Source organism: Synechocystis sp. FACHB-908, from assembly GCF_014698595.1.
Lineage (GTDB): Bacteria > Cyanobacteriota > Cyanobacteriia > Cyanobacteriales > Microcystaceae > Synechocystis.
On record NZ_JACJTH010000011.1, the window covers coordinates 17,332 to 32,743 of the forward strand.

Consider the following 15,412-nt stretch of genomic DNA (forward strand, 5'->3'; position numbering starts at 1 on the left):
TTCTGTCGATATTTGCCAAACATAAATCCCTGGCTCCGTGGCCATCAAGCATCTAATCAACATTGATGCAGACGGCGGCCATTTGTAAAGCTAATAAACGGCTTTCCAAGCGATGGTGGGGAGATAATTGGGCCAATACCGGCAACCTTTGCAAACGAGCCTGGACTTGCCCCTTGGCCCCCACCAAAAAAACTTCCCTTTGTTTGGCCAACGCATCTTTGAGCATGGTTTCGATCGCCAGTAGGGCAGTGACGCCCAAGCGGGGTACCGTGGCCAAATCGAGGATGAGCACATCGTAATTTTCCACAATGGCTAACCTGCGGGCAATGGATTTCGCCGCCCCAAAACTCATGGGCCCACTGAGATGGAACATAAAAATGCGACCATTGGCTGCCCGCAAAATTTGTTGTTCTTCCTCTAGTAGCCAGTCCTCCCCATCGGCCCTGGTTACGCTTTTAATCGATTCGAGTTGAAGATCGGTCAAATTTTTCACAGTGAACAGATTGGCCACAAAGACCCCCACCGCCACCGCCGTAATCAAATCCACAAAGACGGTCAATCCCAGCACCAAGTACATTAACCCCGCTCCTTTGGTGGAAAGTTGGTGGGCCCGCTTGAGAAAACTCCAATCGACAATGTCAATACCCACTTTGATGAGAATGCCGGCCAAAACAGCGTGGGGAATGGGTTCTGTCAACTGTCCCGCTTTAAGGACAATCATTAACAAAATCAACGCATGGATCATCCCGGCGATCGGAGTTTTGCCACCGGAATTGATATTAATCACCGTCCGCATAGTGGCCCCAGCCCCTGGCAAACCACCGCATAGGCCCGAAACAAGATTGCCAATGCCCTGCCCTACTAATTCGCGATCGGAATCGTGATGACTGCGACTAATGTTATCTGCCACCAGGGAAGTCAGCAAAGAGTCTAGGGAACCCAGCACCGCCAACATGATGCTGTAAAGCAACATTTGTTGCAAACTACCCCAACTGAGATAGGGCAAATGAAGGCTGGGCAAACCAGAGGGAATTTCCCCAATGCGGGGTAGAGATACATTCCCGAAAAAAATCATTGAAATTATCGTTCCCAGCACCAGGGCGATCAGGGGAGCGGGCAAAATCCGGTTAAGGCGGGGCGGAGAAAAAAAGACGATCGCCAGGGCAATCAAGCCCAAACCCAGGGCGGCAAAATTAACATCGTTGAGATAAGTGGGAATTGCTTGCAGGGAAGGCACTACCCCAGGGGCTGTTTGGTGGCCCAACAGGGGTGCAATTTGCAAAATCACAATGATCACGCCAATGCCGGACATAAAACCGGAAATGACGGTGTAGGGCATAAAGGTGATGTATTTACCCAAACCGAGTAAGCCTAAAACTACTTGAAAAATCCCGCCAAACATCACCACCGTGAGAGCCATGGCCCAGCCATTTTCTGGATTACTAGCGGTTAAATTAGCAAAAGTGGAAGCCATCACCACCGTCATGGGCCCCGTGGGGCCGCTAATTTGGGCTGGCGTTCCCCCAAATAGAGCAGCGAAAAATCCCGTACAAATAGCTCCGTACAGTCCCGCAATGGGCCCAGCTCCCGAGGCAACCCCAAAAGCCAGGGCTAAAGGTAGGGCTACGATCGCCGCTGTGATGCCACCGAAAATATCCCCCCGCAGATTATCGAAACGAAGTCCATGGACAAAACGGGTGGGGGAAAGCAGGGTAGTAGCCATGGAAAAGGAAGGGGAATTGCATCAAGATTGCTAATCGTCAGCATAGACCAGGGTTATGAATCTGGAACCCACAACCATCAGCATTTCCGGACAGGAATTAAGTTCTACCCCCGTCCACGTCCCCCATTACTAAATTCGATTAATCGAGAATTGGATAATGGCTATTTTTTGAGTGCCAAAGTCATGCCGTCCCCCAGGGGAATCACACTGATCCGTACCCGTTCATCCTGGGCTAGGTCACGGTTAAATTGTTGTAAAACTTGGGTTTGGGCTTCTTGGGGGTCAACTTCCGTCACTTTTCCATGCCAGAGCACATTGTCAATAACCATCAATCCTCCCCGCCGCAGTAAATTTAAGCCGATTTCGTAATAGCGGGGATAGTTCCGTTTATCGGCATCAATAAAAATTAAGTCAAATTCAGGCAACGGTTTGCCCTGGGTCAACTGCTCTAATGTTGCCAGTGCTGGCCCCAACCTTAAACTAATTTTTTCGGCCACCCCAGCCTTTTGCCAATACTTTTTGGCGATCGCGGTAGCGTTGGGGTCTTGGTCACAGGCAATAATTTGACCATCGGGAGGAAGTTGCAAAGCCATGGCTAAGGCACTATAACCCCGAAAAACACCTATTTCCAGTACCTGTTTTGCCCCGGTTAAACTGATTAACAAACCAAGAAATTGGGCTTGCTCTGGGCTAATTTGCATGGGGGCACCGGGTAAATGGGCCGTTTCCCGCCGCAATTGTGCTAGATAGAACGAATCATCTGCACTAATGCTTTGCAGATAGGAATAAAGACTAGGATCAAAACCGGTGATGCCCTTACCCATGGTCTTTCCTGTTAAATTCTATGGCAACCTATGCCAACAAATTGGCGTATTTTTCCACCGCTTGGCGGGGATTTTCTGTCCGTTGCGCCTGAATTTTTTCATAGCATTCCCGTTCAATGGCGCTGGGATTTTTCGGAGCAGTGATGATTAGGCGTACTAACTGGTCACCACGGCCCTGTTTAGGGTTCGGCCAACCTTTCCCTTTTAACCGCAGGGATTGGCCGGATTTGACTCCTGCCGGGACTTTCATTCGCACCATGCCATCGGGGGTCGGTACACTAATATCGGCCCCCAACACCGCTTCGTCCGGGGCGATCGCCAATTCACAGACCAGGTTATCCCCTTCAAATTGGAAAAATGGATGGGGGGTCAGTTGCAAGTTGAGATACAAATCCCCCCTTTGACCGTAAGGACTGGCCATACCTTTGCCCCTCACCCGTACTCGACTGCCATTTTTCGCTCCGGCGGGAATCCGCACAGTGACCATTTCTTCCCCTAAGTTGAGACGTTTTTCCACTCCCCGAAAAGCTTCCGCCAAAGTTAACTGTAGGGTTGCTTCCCGATCGCCTGCGGGGGCCTGGGCATTGCCAAAACCACCAAAGTCATTAAAGCCAGGGCCGCCGGTGGAATAGCTGTAGGAAGTTCTCTGACCGCCGCCACCGGGGGTATTGAAGCGTCCCAACAGTTCATTAATAAATTCGTCAAAATTGCCGTACTGGCTAAAGTCAAAGCCACCAAAATCCACGCCGACTCCAGGGCCGTAGCTGCCACTGGGTTGTCCTGCCGTGCCAGCCTGTTGCCAATAGCGGCCAAATTGGTCATATTTCTGGCGTTTTTCGGGGTCAGAAAGCACCTCATAGGCTTCGCTAATTTCCTTAAATTTTTCCTCCGCCGCCTTATCCCCAGGATTTTTGTCAGGATGATATTTCAGTGCTAATTTACGAAACTGCTTTTTGATTTCAGCTTCTGAAGCGGTTTTGGTCACTCCCAAAATTTGGTAATAGTCTTTGAAATCTGTTGATGCCATACAAGTGTCCCTCCTGTGACCTGAAACTGCCGCCCTGGAGCAAAGCCAGGAAAAGTTTATCCAAACCGGCTATGGAGTTGATCAAACTGCCCCAGCCTTACCCCTAACTAACTTACTCTAACAAGAAGTCCCGTCGGAGTTTGGCCGGTTCCCCCGATTCGGTTTTGCCCCCCGATACCAATGGACCAAGGTTTGGGGAGAAACCCCCAGATGATAGCCCGCCACCACCAGCTGGTTAATGGCCGTAGTCCGCAGTAGCCCCAGCTTTTGCCACCGCCGTCCAGATGTAATCACTTTGCCCCCGGCGATCGCCACCTTGCCCCGTTGTTTTCCCAGTTTTTGCATAAATTGGTAATCTTCCATAATGGGCAAATCAGCAAACCCTCCCAACTGTTGAAAATCTTGCCGTTGGATAAATAAACCTTGATCGCCATAGGGTTTTTGGGCGTAAATGGAGCGCCAAAGAATTAATTTTTCTAGCCAACGATAGGGTCTACCGGGGAGATCAATAGTTAAACCAAAAGCTCCGGCTATGTAACTAGAATTGGTTAATATCTCAGCAATTTGAGTAAAAAAGTCATGGGGCAAAATACTATCTAAATGTAAAAATAATAACCATTCACTCCTAGATAAACTAGCACCATAATTCATTTGGTTAGCCCGCCCTGTTTGGGGACTAATAAAAACGTGTAAAGGTAAAGAATCAGCATAGGTCTGGCATAACTCCACTGTGCTATCCTGACTGCCCCCATCAATAATTAAAATTTCTATCCGTTGATCCTCGGTAAATTGTCCCAAATATTGTCTGGTATTTTCAGTCGGAGACTTTTGTAAAATTTTTGCTTCATTAAACACGGGAATAATAATACTCAACTGGGGACGGTCGGCCATGAATAATCCTAGGAGAACAACTTTTTGATTAAATTCATTTTTTTGCCATAGGGAGAATAGCGTAAATTAGTTTCCCCCCAAAAGGGTCGTCGTAAAATGCTTTTATAATTGCTCAATGTGTCAAAAGTAGCCTTGCCATGGTAGCGTCCCATACCACTTTCTCCCACCCCACCAAAGGGTAAGTCTGTCACAGTTAAATGAAGCAAAATATCGTTCAAACAAACACTACCGGAACTGGTAGATTGCAAAATTTCCTCCTGTTTTTGCCGATTATTGCTAAAAAAATAAAGTGCCAATGGTTTAGGTTTGATGTTAATAAAATCTATTGCTTCTGACAAACTCTGATAAGTTAAAATTGGCAAAATTGGGCCAAATATTTCCTCTTGCATTAAGGGAGAATTTAAATCTGGATCGATGATTAAAGTTGGGGCAATGTAGCGATCGCCTTCGTTATGATCTCCCCTTGTAATTACTTTGCCATGGCTTAATAAACTAACTAACCGTGACCATTGTTGTTGGTTAACAATGCGAGTGTAGTCAGGGCTATGGGCTGGATTTTCCCCGAAAAGCATCTGAATTGCCTGTTGTAAAGCTGGTAAAAGTTGTTCTAAGCAGGATTGCTCCACCAATAAATAATCCGGTGCCACACAGGTTTGGCCAGCATTGACTAGCTTGCCCCACATAATGCGTTTGGCTGTTTCCTGGAGGTTGATTTCCCTATCCACCACACAGGGAGATTTACCCCCCAATTCCAACGTAACTGGGGTTAATTGCTCTGCCGCAGCTGCCATAATTAACCGACCCACCCTAGGGCTGCCGGTAAAGAAAATATGGTCAAATTTTTCCTGTAACAATTGTTGGCTAATGGTTTCATCTCCCTCCACCACTGTTGCCCAAGCCGGGGAAAATACATTTTGGATTAATCTGGTAATTACCCCACTAATAGCTGGAGTATATTCCGACGGCTTTACCACCACACAATTTCCAGCGGCGATCGCCCCGATCAAGGGCATTAAACAAAGATAAAAAGGATAATTCCAGGGGCTAATAATTAGCACTACACCAAGGGGTTCTGGTCTTAACTGGGCACTGGCAGGAAAAACCATCAGATTCGTACCTACCCGTTGGGGCTTAGACCATTGCTGAAGATGTTTTTGATAATAATTAATTTCCCTAATTACCCCCAAAATTTCGTTTACATAGCTTTCAAAGGTGGGCTTACCAAAATCTTGCTTAAGGGCCTTAATAATTTCCTCTTCCTGGGCTTGAATTTGCGTTTTTAATTTTGCTAGAGCTGTTAATCTATCTTGGACTGATTTAGTTTTGCCCTGACGAAAAAAGTCCCTTTGCTCAGCAACAACAGTTTTAGCAGTATTCATAATGTTAATTATGCTTTAGTAACGCACACAAGTTATTGATAACCTAACCCAAGTTATTATGGCACTTCTAACTGTTTTTCTAAAGTCTCCACCGCTTCATAGAGAGCTTGAAAGTTTCCTTGACCAAATCCTTTTGCCCGGTGGCGGCGTTCAATAATTTCCCAAAATAGAGTGCCTACTCCATAGCAAGGCTGACTAAAAATTTGTAGCAGTAATCGCTCCCCCGTATTATCTTGATCATCCAGCAAAATTTCTAGGCACTGTAAGGTATCCCAATCCAAACTTGCATAATTAAAATAGCTACTGTTTCTTTGCTGTTGATAATAGCCAGTGGGGATTTTTAAAAAATTTACGCCCCTTTCCCGCAGATGAGCCACAGTTCGCGTAATACTCGTAGTGGAAAAAGCGACATGTTGAATACCAGCCCCATGGTTATTGGCTAAAAAAGTTTGAATTTGGGAACTGTTATTGGTGGGACAATTGAGGTTAAATTGGACTTTCCCATTGGCACTGGCCAGGGCTTCGCTATACAGACCAGAATGGGGCGTATTGACAGTAAAACTCTGCTGCACCGACCAGCCAAACACCTGTTGATACCATTGGGAAGCCTGGGTAAATTGATCGGCGGCAATGTTTAGCACCACATGGTCGATGGTCGTTAAACCAACACCATGCAATGTTTTATTCTGATTTAGCTCAGAACGAACAGGATAAATGCTATGGTGCACATCTCCCCAGAGCAAAAAAGTTAATCCTTCTGCTTTAGTCAGAGGATGAATAACTGGTGTGGTTTCTATCTGTAATTCTGATAATTGATGCTGAATTTTTTGCCAATTGGCCACCTGCCAAGCGACTTCACCTACGCCGGGGGGATGTTTCTGGAGATAGTCGGCATATCTACTCAAACTAGATTCCGATGCCGAAATTAGCAGAAGTATTTGCCCCTGTTGGTAGATGCCAGTAATTCCTTGGTCAGTAATAATTTTATTTACGCAAGTGAAACCCCATTGACGTTGATAACAACGATGAGCTGACTGATAATCGTCAACGTATAAATGAAGATAGTCGAATTCCATAATTACCTAGGAGATTGTGGACTTCAAACTAAAGGCTTTATCCCCGTTAATAAGCCAAAACGCACTAATCCCCGTTCATAGCCCCATTTCATTAATCGTAAACACAGGGCGGCATTGATAATTTTTGGCCCCGCTTGCCCCAAGGCCCACAACACCCGGGGATCGAACGCAGACTCAATCACCCGGTCCCAAAAAGGTGCCACCGCCACTGACCAATCGGCAGTCTTAATTTCCCCAAACCCACATTCCCTGGCGATCGCCTCGTAGTCCGGCAGGGAAACCACATAGGGCAAACAGTAAACGTCATAGATGGCTTGGAGATGGCGACGTTCATCGGCAGTCAGGGGGCCATTGCCGGGATCAATGGGACGATGACACCAGGTCGCTAAAATCAGACGGCCACCTGGTTTAAGTACCCGCCAAGCTTCTTGTAAAAACTGAGCTTTGTTGGGCATGTGCTCCCCACTTTCCAACGACCAAACCCAGTCAAAGGAATCGGAAGCAAAGGGCAAATCCAAGGCATTGGCCACCTGAAACTGGCAGGTTGAGCCCAACCCCAGGGCCCTGGCCCTTTCCCCCGCCCGTTCCACCTGCACTGGGGAAAGACTAGCCCCCATCACTTCTGCTTGGTGTTGCTGGGCCAAGTACAAACTACTGCCGCCAATGCCACAGCCTAAATCGAGAATTTTTCGTGGTTTGGCGCTATTTTGGGGCACTGCCCAGGCCAATAGTTCTTTGATCAGATCAATTTGAGCCTGGCGGCGATCGATCCGATAGGTGCCGTGGGGACCGTAGTAGCCGTGGTGCATATGCTCACCCCAAACGTCTTCCCAGAGACCGCTGGAGTCGTCGTAGAAATTTTTAATTTTTTCGTAGAGGTCTGCACTGGCAATGGTGGCGCTGGCCATGGTAAGCAAAGAGAAATAACAATAGAATGCTAAGAACAGGGCGTGCTTAGGCCTAACATGGTAAACCATTTATCATTTTGAGCTTCACTTGCCATACACCCCGATGATGAACCATAGGCATTTTTTAGTATGTTGATTTAGGCTTTCTGCTTTACCAAAAACGACGTTGTTGTTTTAAAAAGACCCGAGCGCAATTTCTACCGGGCATACCTGATATGGAGCCACCGGGATGGGTACCCGCCCCTGTTAAGTAAAGATTTTTGATGGGGGTTTGGTAGTTGGCAATTTCCGGTAGAGGCCGGAGGAACATCATTTGGTCCAAACTCATATCCAGATGATAGACATTGCCGTTGTAACTTCCCAGCCGTTGGGCCAGTTCGGCGGGACTTTCCACTCGGCGACCAATGATCAGAGATTTTAGGTTAGGGGCATAGTCCGTTAATTTATCAATCACCCGATCCGCCACTTTTTCCTTTAACTCATCGGTCCAACCTGTGCCCATTAACCCTGTCCCTTCCAACCCGGCGATGCGGTAGGGGGCAAAAAATTCGATCCAGAGGGTGTGCTGCCCAGGGGGGGCCATGGTGGGGTCCAATACAGTGGGAATATCCAAATATAAAGACGGATTAGCATCGGGAATTTGCCCCAAGGCAATGAGGGCGTGGGCTTCCTCGACATGGCGTACCGAGTCGGCAATCAAAATAGTTCCCGTTAGATCCTCCGGCCCGGCCATGGCAGTGAAGTGGGGTAAACCGGAGAGGGCACAATCGATTTTTAAAATGGCTTCGTTATTGTTCACAGTGCGCCGTTCCAGTCGTTCCCCTAGGTTTTGATTCACCTTGGCTAGGGCCCCCGGTTCCACCAATTGCAAAAATAAACGGCGGGCATCGATGTTAGAAATCACGCCTTTTTTGGCCCGGTACTGTTCTCCGTTAGCTACCTCCACCCCGATCGCCTGGTTGTTTTCCACCAATACCCGTTTGACGGTTTGGTCAGTGAGGATTTTTCCCCCTTGGGCTTGCACTAACTTCACCAAGGCTTCTGTGAGGGCTCCAGTGCCTCCTTTTGGTCTGGCAATTCCCTCCAAATGCCGCATGGCCACCATCATCATGCCGGAGCTACTACCCTTTTGGGATGGGGGAGCGCCAATTTCCGAACATAGTCTAGCTAAAGGAGCTTTAACCCGTTCGCTGTCGAACCATTCATTGAGCACATCTTCCGGGGAGCCGATCATAGTGCGGATAAAATCCAACGCCTTGGTTTTCGACCCGGCGATCGCCAGCACGGATTTTAAGTTTTCCCAACCATAGTTCAGGGCTAAATCTAGTAAAGCCTGGGGCGGAGCATTAAAAGCAGGCTGGACAGCGTTGAGCAAATCCGTCCAATAATTGACAAATTGCCGATATTTTTCCGCATCTCGGGGGCTATAGGTGGCAATGTGGGCACAGGTTTTTTCTAGGGAACGGTAGCTCATAAAAGCTTGGCCATCCAGCCCCGGACAAAAAACACTGGGGTCACAAAATAAATATTCCAAACCATACTGGGCTAAATTTAGCTCCTGCAACACCGGCCCCAGAAAGATAAATTCGTGGTCAATGGCACAGCGGTTAAAGCGAAACTGGGGGGATAGCTCCGGCATGAGAGCTTCTGTGGTGGCCGCCCCCCCTGGTACTTCCCGCTTTTCTAGTAACGTCACCCCCAAGCCCCGTTGGAGCAAATAGGCTGCACAGACTAAGCCATTGTGCCCCGCCCCAATAATGACAACATCGGTGGTGATCATAAAAAAATTGGCCTCGACTTCGGGTAGAACATTTTATCCTGACCGTGGCGATCGCCTGGAATGAATTTTTCCCTGGGCAAGGTATTGATGAGGATCGTGCTCCACTAATCCCCGGCGATGGAAGTTAATTAATACTTCCCGGTAAATATTCTTTTTGGTAGAAAAACTAACGCAACTGGGCTACCACTTGATTTTCCAGTAACAGCTTTTGCTGCAACAAATCCTCCACCGTCAGACGCAGGTAGCGCTGGTCATCTACCCAAAATTTGACCTTGATGCGATCGCCACCGGGCACCCCAGGGGGAGAAAGTTGGGCAATTTGTCGGGCCCCATTGCGGTCATTGAGGGGTTGGACCGTGAATGCTTGATTTTCTAAAACCCTGGTAATTAACTGATTACCGTCAAAGTAAACTTCCGTAGCCCCAATGCTGGAACCTAGTTCCCCCACAATTAATTCAATGCTGGGCTGATTATCCAAGGAAGCGCCTAGGGTTAATTCAATGGGTTCGGCCATGGGGTAGGTTTGCCCATTTTTAATAATTGGGTGCCAATTATGGCTATTTTTACGCCGATTCCAATACCTAACTCCGTAGCTATGGTAGAGATAATCCTGCACCTCACGGCCTTGGTAAATTTGCAACGCTCCCAAGGCGATCGCCCCAAAGGGTTGTTGATTGCGAATTTTACCGGCGGGAAATTGGGCGTTAATCCAATCCTGCACCATGGGCAATTGACTGGTGCCCCCCACCACCAACACTGCATCCAGGTTAGCGGGAGTCAAACCTCGCCGTTGGGCCGTTTGCTGAACCTGTTCCCACAGGGCTGTTAATCGTTCAAAAAATTGCCGTTGTTGCAAAATTTCTGTTAAGTCCGATCGCCGTAGTTGAAATTCATAGGATTCCAGGGCTTGATCGTCGAAGTAAACCTCTGTGGCTTCTTCCGCTTCCCCTAGGGCAATTTTCAATCTTTCCGCTAATCGTCTAATCCAGGGGGAAACCTGTAAACCCTGAGCCTCGGTGAAATATTCACTAATCCAATAATCGATGTCACTCCCGCCCAAATTGGCCCCCGCTTTCGCCAATACCTTGGCCAGGGCTGATTTTTCCTCCGCTTTAGAACCCCCAAGAATACCGCCCCATTTGAGCAAAAATCCCGAACGACCCTTTTGTCCTCTGTCCCCCAATTGCACCCAGGAAAAATCCACCGTTCCCCCACCAAAATCCAACACCAAGATTTGACTGGCATCCCCCACTCCGTAACCCAATGCGGCGGCGGTCGGTTCATCCACCAGGCGTACTTCTTCCACTCCCCAACTGCGACAGGTGTGACTCAGCCAATGGCGATAGGATTCAAAGCTATCCACCGGCACCGTTAAAGCCAAACAATCCGGCCCTTGACCCTCCTGCTCTGTCAATATTCGGATCAATTTATCTAAATACCACTGCCCCAATGTCTCTAAGGACAAGGTATGGCCATCCAATTGGGGCAAAAATCCCTGCACTGCCACCCCAATGCCCCGCTTAAAGTTCTTAAAAAACCTGGTATCCGTAGAAATATCCCTGCCCCGATCCAGCACTTCCCTGGCGATCGCCACTTGGCCGAGGGCGGCATTTTCCACATATAGCAAACTGGGAACCAAAGGGCCACTATCCCCCAGGGGATGGCTCAGGGAGGGGAGGTCAATTAAATTTCCCTGACGGGTTGCTTCATTCCAGCGAGCAATGACGGTATTGGTAGTACCAAAATCAATGGCGTAGGGCACGACAAAACCAGAGATGAAGGAAAACGCCTTGGATTATAACCTGTTCCCATGGGCCAGATTTCGACCAGCAGCATGGGTCTAACCTTCAACCCAGTGGGGGGCGGGAGCGGATCAAGTATCATGGGAAAGGGCTGAATTCCTTCGTCTGAAAACTTTTTGTAAACACAATCCATGGCCAAAACCGTAGTTTCCCCCGATACCATTGCCCTTCCCCGTACCAGTGAGTCGGAGCAACTAAAAAAAATCCGCCACACCACTTCCCACGTCATGGCCATGGCGGTGCAGAAACTTTTTCCCAAAGCCCAAGTGACCATTGGTCCCTGGACGGAAACGGGGTTTTACTACGATTTTGATGTGGCAGAACCGTTTACAGAGGCAGATTTAAAGGCCATCAAAAAAGAGATGGTGAAAATCATCAATAAAAAATTGCCAGTAATTCGAGAAGAAATTAGTCGGGAAGAGGCTAAACAAAGAATTGAATCCATCCAAGAACCCTACAAATTAGAAATCCTCGACAGCATCCACGAACCCATCACCGTTTACCATCTGGGGGATCAATGGTGGGATCTTTGTGCTGGGCCCCATTTGGAATCCACGGCGGACATTAATCCCAAGGCGATCGCCTTAGAAAGTGTGGCCGGGGCCTACTGGCGGGGGGATGCCAACAAAGCTCAGCTCCAACGGATTTACGGTACTGCTTGGGAAACCCCGGAACAATTGGCGGAATACCAACGGCGCAAGGAAGAAGCTCTCAAAAGAGATCACCGTAAATTAGGCAAAGAATTGGGGCTATTTATTTTTGCTGACCCAGTGGGCCCCGGTTTACCCCTCTGGACTCCCAAGGGGACCATTATCCGCACCATTTTGGAGGATTTTCTCAAGCAAGAACAAATTAAAAGGGGTTATTTGCCCGTGGTTACCCCCCACATCGCCCGGGTAGATCTATTTAAACAATCGGGGCATTGGCAGAAATACCAGGAAGATATGTTCCCCATGATGGCGGAATCTCCCGAGGAAGCGGCGCAGGAAATGGGCTTTGTGCTTAAACCGATGAACTGCCCTTTCCACATTCAAATTTACAAGAGTGAACTGCGCTCCTATCGGGATTTGCCCCTACGGTTAGCGGAATTTGGTACTGTTTATCGCTACGAGCAATCGGGGGAACTGGGGGGATTAACCAGGGTGCGGGGCTTTACGGTGGACGATTCCCATTTATTCGTTACTCCAGATCAGTTAGACGAGGAATTTTTGAGCGTAGTGGATCTGATTCTGACCGTGTTTAAAAGTTTGCAACTGAAAAACTTTAAAGCCCGCCTCTCTTTCCGGGATCCAGAATCCGACAAATACATTGGCTCCGATGAAGCTTGGGAAAAGGCCCAGGGAGCTATCCGTCGGGCGGTGCAGGAATTAGAGATGGATTATTTTGAAGCCCCAGGGGAAGCGGCTTTCTACGGCCCCAAACTAGATTTCATTTTCCAAGACGCCCTGGAACGGGAATGGCAACTGGGCACCGTGCAGGTGGATTACAACTTACCAGAAAGGTTTGATTTGGAGTACATTGCCGCCGATGGTTCCCGCCAACGCCCTGTAATGATTCACCGGGCCCCCTTCGGTTCCTTGGAAAGGTTAATCGGCATTTTAATTGAAGAGTATGCGGGGGATTTTCCCCTCTGGTTAGCTCCCATTCAAGTTCGCTTACTGGCGGTGAGTGATGAGTTTTTACCCTTTGCCCAATCCATTGTCCAACAAATGCAATCTTTGGGTTTACGGGCCGAAGTGGATACCAGTGGCGATCGCCTAGGAAAAATGATCCGCAATGCGGAGAAGCAAAAAATCCCGGTTATGGCGGTAATTGGAGCGAAGGAAGTGGAAGCTAATGCCCTCAATATCCGCACCAGGGCTTCGGGGGAATTGGGGGAAATTCCTGTAACGGAAGTGTTGGAAAAATTGCAAGCAACGGTCACCAATCACGATACTTGGTAGGGTTAAATATCGCTCAAAGCAACTTTTTTGACAAAGTTAGCCAAAATTTTTAGCCCCAGGGTGGAGGATTTTTCCGGGTGGAATTGCACCGCCATCACATTATCCTTGGCGATCGCCGCTGCGATGGTTTGACTGCCGTGGGTGGTACTAGCGGCAATTACCTGGGGATCAAGGGGAGCCATGTAGTAGGAGTGGACGAAGTAAACTTGGGGTTCCGGGGGTAAATCTTGCCAGAGACATAAATCCGGTTGGTTAAACTGCAATCCATTCCAGCCCATGTGGGGAATGGTCAGTCCCGGCTCGGAACGGAAATGTTTCACTTGTCCGGGAATAATGCCCAGCCCCGTTTCCTGGCCTTCTTCAGAACTGTCAAATAGCAGTTGGGAACCTAAACAAATGCCCAAAAAAGGAATTCCCTTGGCGATCGCCGTTTTGAGCACCTCTTCCAAACCCCTGGCCCGCAAATGCTGCACCGCTGGATCAAAGGAACCTACCCCCGGCAGGACAATAGCCGTAGCACCGTCGATAACGTGGGCCTGGTCCGTTACCAGGGGATTGCCTCCCACTTTCTCCAAACCCTTACAGACGGAGTGGAGATTGCCCATATCATAATCAACGACGGCGATGTAACCCATGGGAAAAAAGACGCAAAGTAGGACAGAGTTAGACCATTGATGATCGGACCTAACCCCCGTCTAGCCATTGTACGCAAAGTTGACCGCTCCCCAGGACGGACTAGCAATATCTCTGGGCAGAAGGATCCCGGAAAAAATCTTTGCTAAACCGGGGATCAAGTTCGCCATTGGGCAATTTTGATATTAGAATTCAGCCAACACACCAATTTCACTAATCTGTTGGCATTATTTGAGATTTGAGAACCATGGGGAATGAAAAAGCTAGAGTCGGTATCATTGGCGCGTCGGGCTATGGCGGCATTCAGCTAGTACGTTTATTGTTGGAACATCCCCAGGTGGAATTGACCTACCTAGCGGGGCACAGCAGTGCAGGCAAGCCCTACAGTGATCTTTATCCCCATTTAACCCACCGGGTAAACCTCACCATCGAACCCATTGACCTAGAGGCGATCGCCAGCCGTTGTGATGCGGTGTTCCTTGGTCTGCCCAATGGTTTAGCCTGTGACATGGCCCCGGCATTATTGGCCAAAGGTTGTAAAGTTTTAGATCTGTCGGCGGACTATCGTTTCCGCAATCTTAACACCTACACGGAATGGTACAAAAAGGATCGTCAGGACCAAGCCACCAATAACCAAGCTGTTTACGGCCTGCCGGAATTGTACCGGGATGCTATTAGGGATGCCCAACTAATTGGTTGCCCCGGCTGTTATCCCACCGCCAGTTTACTAGCCCTTTCCCCGTTGCTGAAACAGGGTTTCATTGTGCCCGAAACTGCCATTATTGACGCTAAGTCCGGTACTTCCGGGGGAGGTAGAGAGGCAAAAGTTAACATGCTCCTAGCAGAAGCAGAAGGATCTTTGGGGGCCTACGGAGTAGCTAAACACCGCCATACCCCTGAAATTGAACAGATTGCCAGTGATTTGGCCGGTACGGAGCTAAGGGTACAGTTCACGCCTCACTTGATCCCCATGGTGCGCGGTATCCTAGCCACCGTTTATGCCACCCTGCGGGATCCGGGTTTGGTGCGGGATGATCTGATCACCATTTACAGTGCTTTTTACCGGGCTTCCCCCTTTGTGAAAATTCTGCCCCACGGGGTTTACCCCCAAACGAAATGGGCTTGGGGGACGAATCTTTGCTACATTGGCATCGAAGTGGACCCCCGCACTGGGCGGGTAATTGTCCTTTCCGCCATTGATAATCTGGTCAAAGGCCAGGCAGGGCAGGCAGTGCAATGCTTAAACCTCATGATGGGTTGGGAAGAATCCTTAGGCTTGCCCCAACTGGCTTTTTATCCCTAGTTATTCGGTTGGAAAAACATCCCAATCTGAGCCAATTGCCATCAAAGTAAAACTCCCCCAGGGTCTTAGTTCTGGAGGAGTTATTTTTTTCCGAGTCATTAACCCGGCTTTATTTTTTCAAAC

At 48.6% G+C, this 15,412-nt stretch carries 12 protein-coding genes; 2 read left to right on the forward strand and 10 right to left on the reverse strand.

What is annotated here, in order from left to right; translation table 11 throughout:
- Positions 1 to 52: 52 nt before the first annotated feature.
- The 9 genes from H6G46_RS03185 to H6G46_RS03225 form a co-directional block, all read right to left on the reverse strand.
- On the reverse strand, positions 53 to 1,723 hold the full coding sequence (locus tag H6G46_RS03185) for a SulP family inorganic anion transporter (RefSeq protein WP_010873796.1): 1,671 nt from the start codon (positions 1,721 to 1,723) through the stop codon (positions 53 to 55).
- A gap of 161 nt (positions 1,724 to 1,884) precedes the next feature.
- Positions 1,885 to 2,547 carry a class I SAM-dependent methyltransferase gene (locus H6G46_RS03190; RefSeq protein ID WP_010873795.1) on the reverse strand — a complete coding sequence of 221 codons (663 nt, stop codon included), beginning with the start codon at positions 2,545 to 2,547 and terminating at the stop codon, positions 1,885 to 1,887.
- 28 nt (positions 2,548 to 2,575) lie between these two features.
- Complete coding sequence (locus tag H6G46_RS03195; RefSeq protein WP_010873794.1) at positions 2,576 to 3,574, reverse strand: DnaJ C-terminal domain-containing protein; 999 nt, start codon at positions 3,572 to 3,574, stop codon at positions 2,576 to 2,578.
- Positions 3,575 to 3,691: 117 nt separating this feature from the next.
- The gene (locus tag H6G46_RS03200; RefSeq protein WP_010873793.1) at positions 3,692 to 4,465 is read right to left on the reverse strand and encodes a TIGR04283 family arsenosugar biosynthesis glycosyltransferase; all 774 of its coding nucleotides are present in this window, start codon (positions 4,463 to 4,465) and stop codon (positions 3,692 to 3,694) included.
- A gap of 8 nt (positions 4,466 to 4,473) precedes the next feature.
- A complete protein-coding gene (locus H6G46_RS03205) occupies positions 4,474 to 5,844 on the reverse strand; it encodes an aldehyde dehydrogenase family protein (protein ID WP_010873792.1) in 1,371 nt (456 codons plus the stop codon).
- Positions 5,845 to 5,900: 56 nt separating this feature from the next.
- Positions 5,901 to 6,920: a 4-hydroxyphenylpyruvate dioxygenase gene (hppD, locus tag H6G46_RS03210; RefSeq protein ID WP_010873791.1), complete on the reverse strand. Its 1,020-nt coding sequence runs from the start codon at positions 6,918 to 6,920 to the stop codon at positions 5,901 to 5,903.
- A 23-nt stretch (positions 6,921 to 6,943) separates the two neighbouring features.
- Entirely contained in the window at positions 6,944 to 7,828 is an 885-nt protein-coding gene (locus tag H6G46_RS03215; protein WP_014407146.1) for a methyltransferase domain-containing protein, read from the reverse strand.
- Positions 7,829 to 7,979: 151 nt separating this feature from the next.
- Entirely contained in the window at positions 7,980 to 9,608 is a 1,629-nt protein-coding gene (locus H6G46_RS03220) for an FAD-dependent oxidoreductase (RefSeq protein WP_010873789.1), read from the reverse strand.
- Positions 9,609 to 9,774: 166 nt separating this feature from the next.
- Positions 9,775 to 11,370 (reverse strand): Hsp70 family protein, encoded by a 1,596-nt coding sequence (locus tag H6G46_RS03225; RefSeq protein ID WP_010873788.1) that lies wholly within the window; start codon positions 11,368 to 11,370, stop codon positions 9,775 to 9,777.
- A 171-nt stretch (positions 11,371 to 11,541) separates the two neighbouring features.
- On the opposite strand from H6G46_RS03225, the gene thrS reads away from it, so the two are divergent.
- Positions 11,542 to 13,353, forward strand: coding sequence for a threonine--tRNA ligase (gene thrS / locus H6G46_RS03230; RefSeq protein ID WP_010873787.1), 1,812 nt, complete (start codon positions 11,542 to 11,544; stop codon positions 13,351 to 13,353).
- Between the two features lie 2 nt (positions 13,354 to 13,355).
- Here the strand turns inward: thrS and hisH are convergent, their stop codons facing one another.
- Entirely contained in the window at positions 13,356 to 13,988 is a 633-nt protein-coding gene (gene hisH, locus H6G46_RS03235; protein WP_010873786.1) for an imidazole glycerol phosphate synthase subunit HisH, read from the reverse strand.
- 245 nt (positions 13,989 to 14,233) lie between these two features.
- On the opposite strand from hisH, the gene argC reads away from it, so the two are divergent.
- Positions 14,234 to 15,289, forward strand: a complete 1,056-nt coding sequence (argC, locus tag H6G46_RS03240) for an N-acetyl-gamma-glutamyl-phosphate reductase (protein WP_010873785.1) — start codon at positions 14,234 to 14,236, stop codon at positions 15,287 to 15,289.
- Positions 15,290 to 15,412 lie beyond the last annotated feature (123 nt).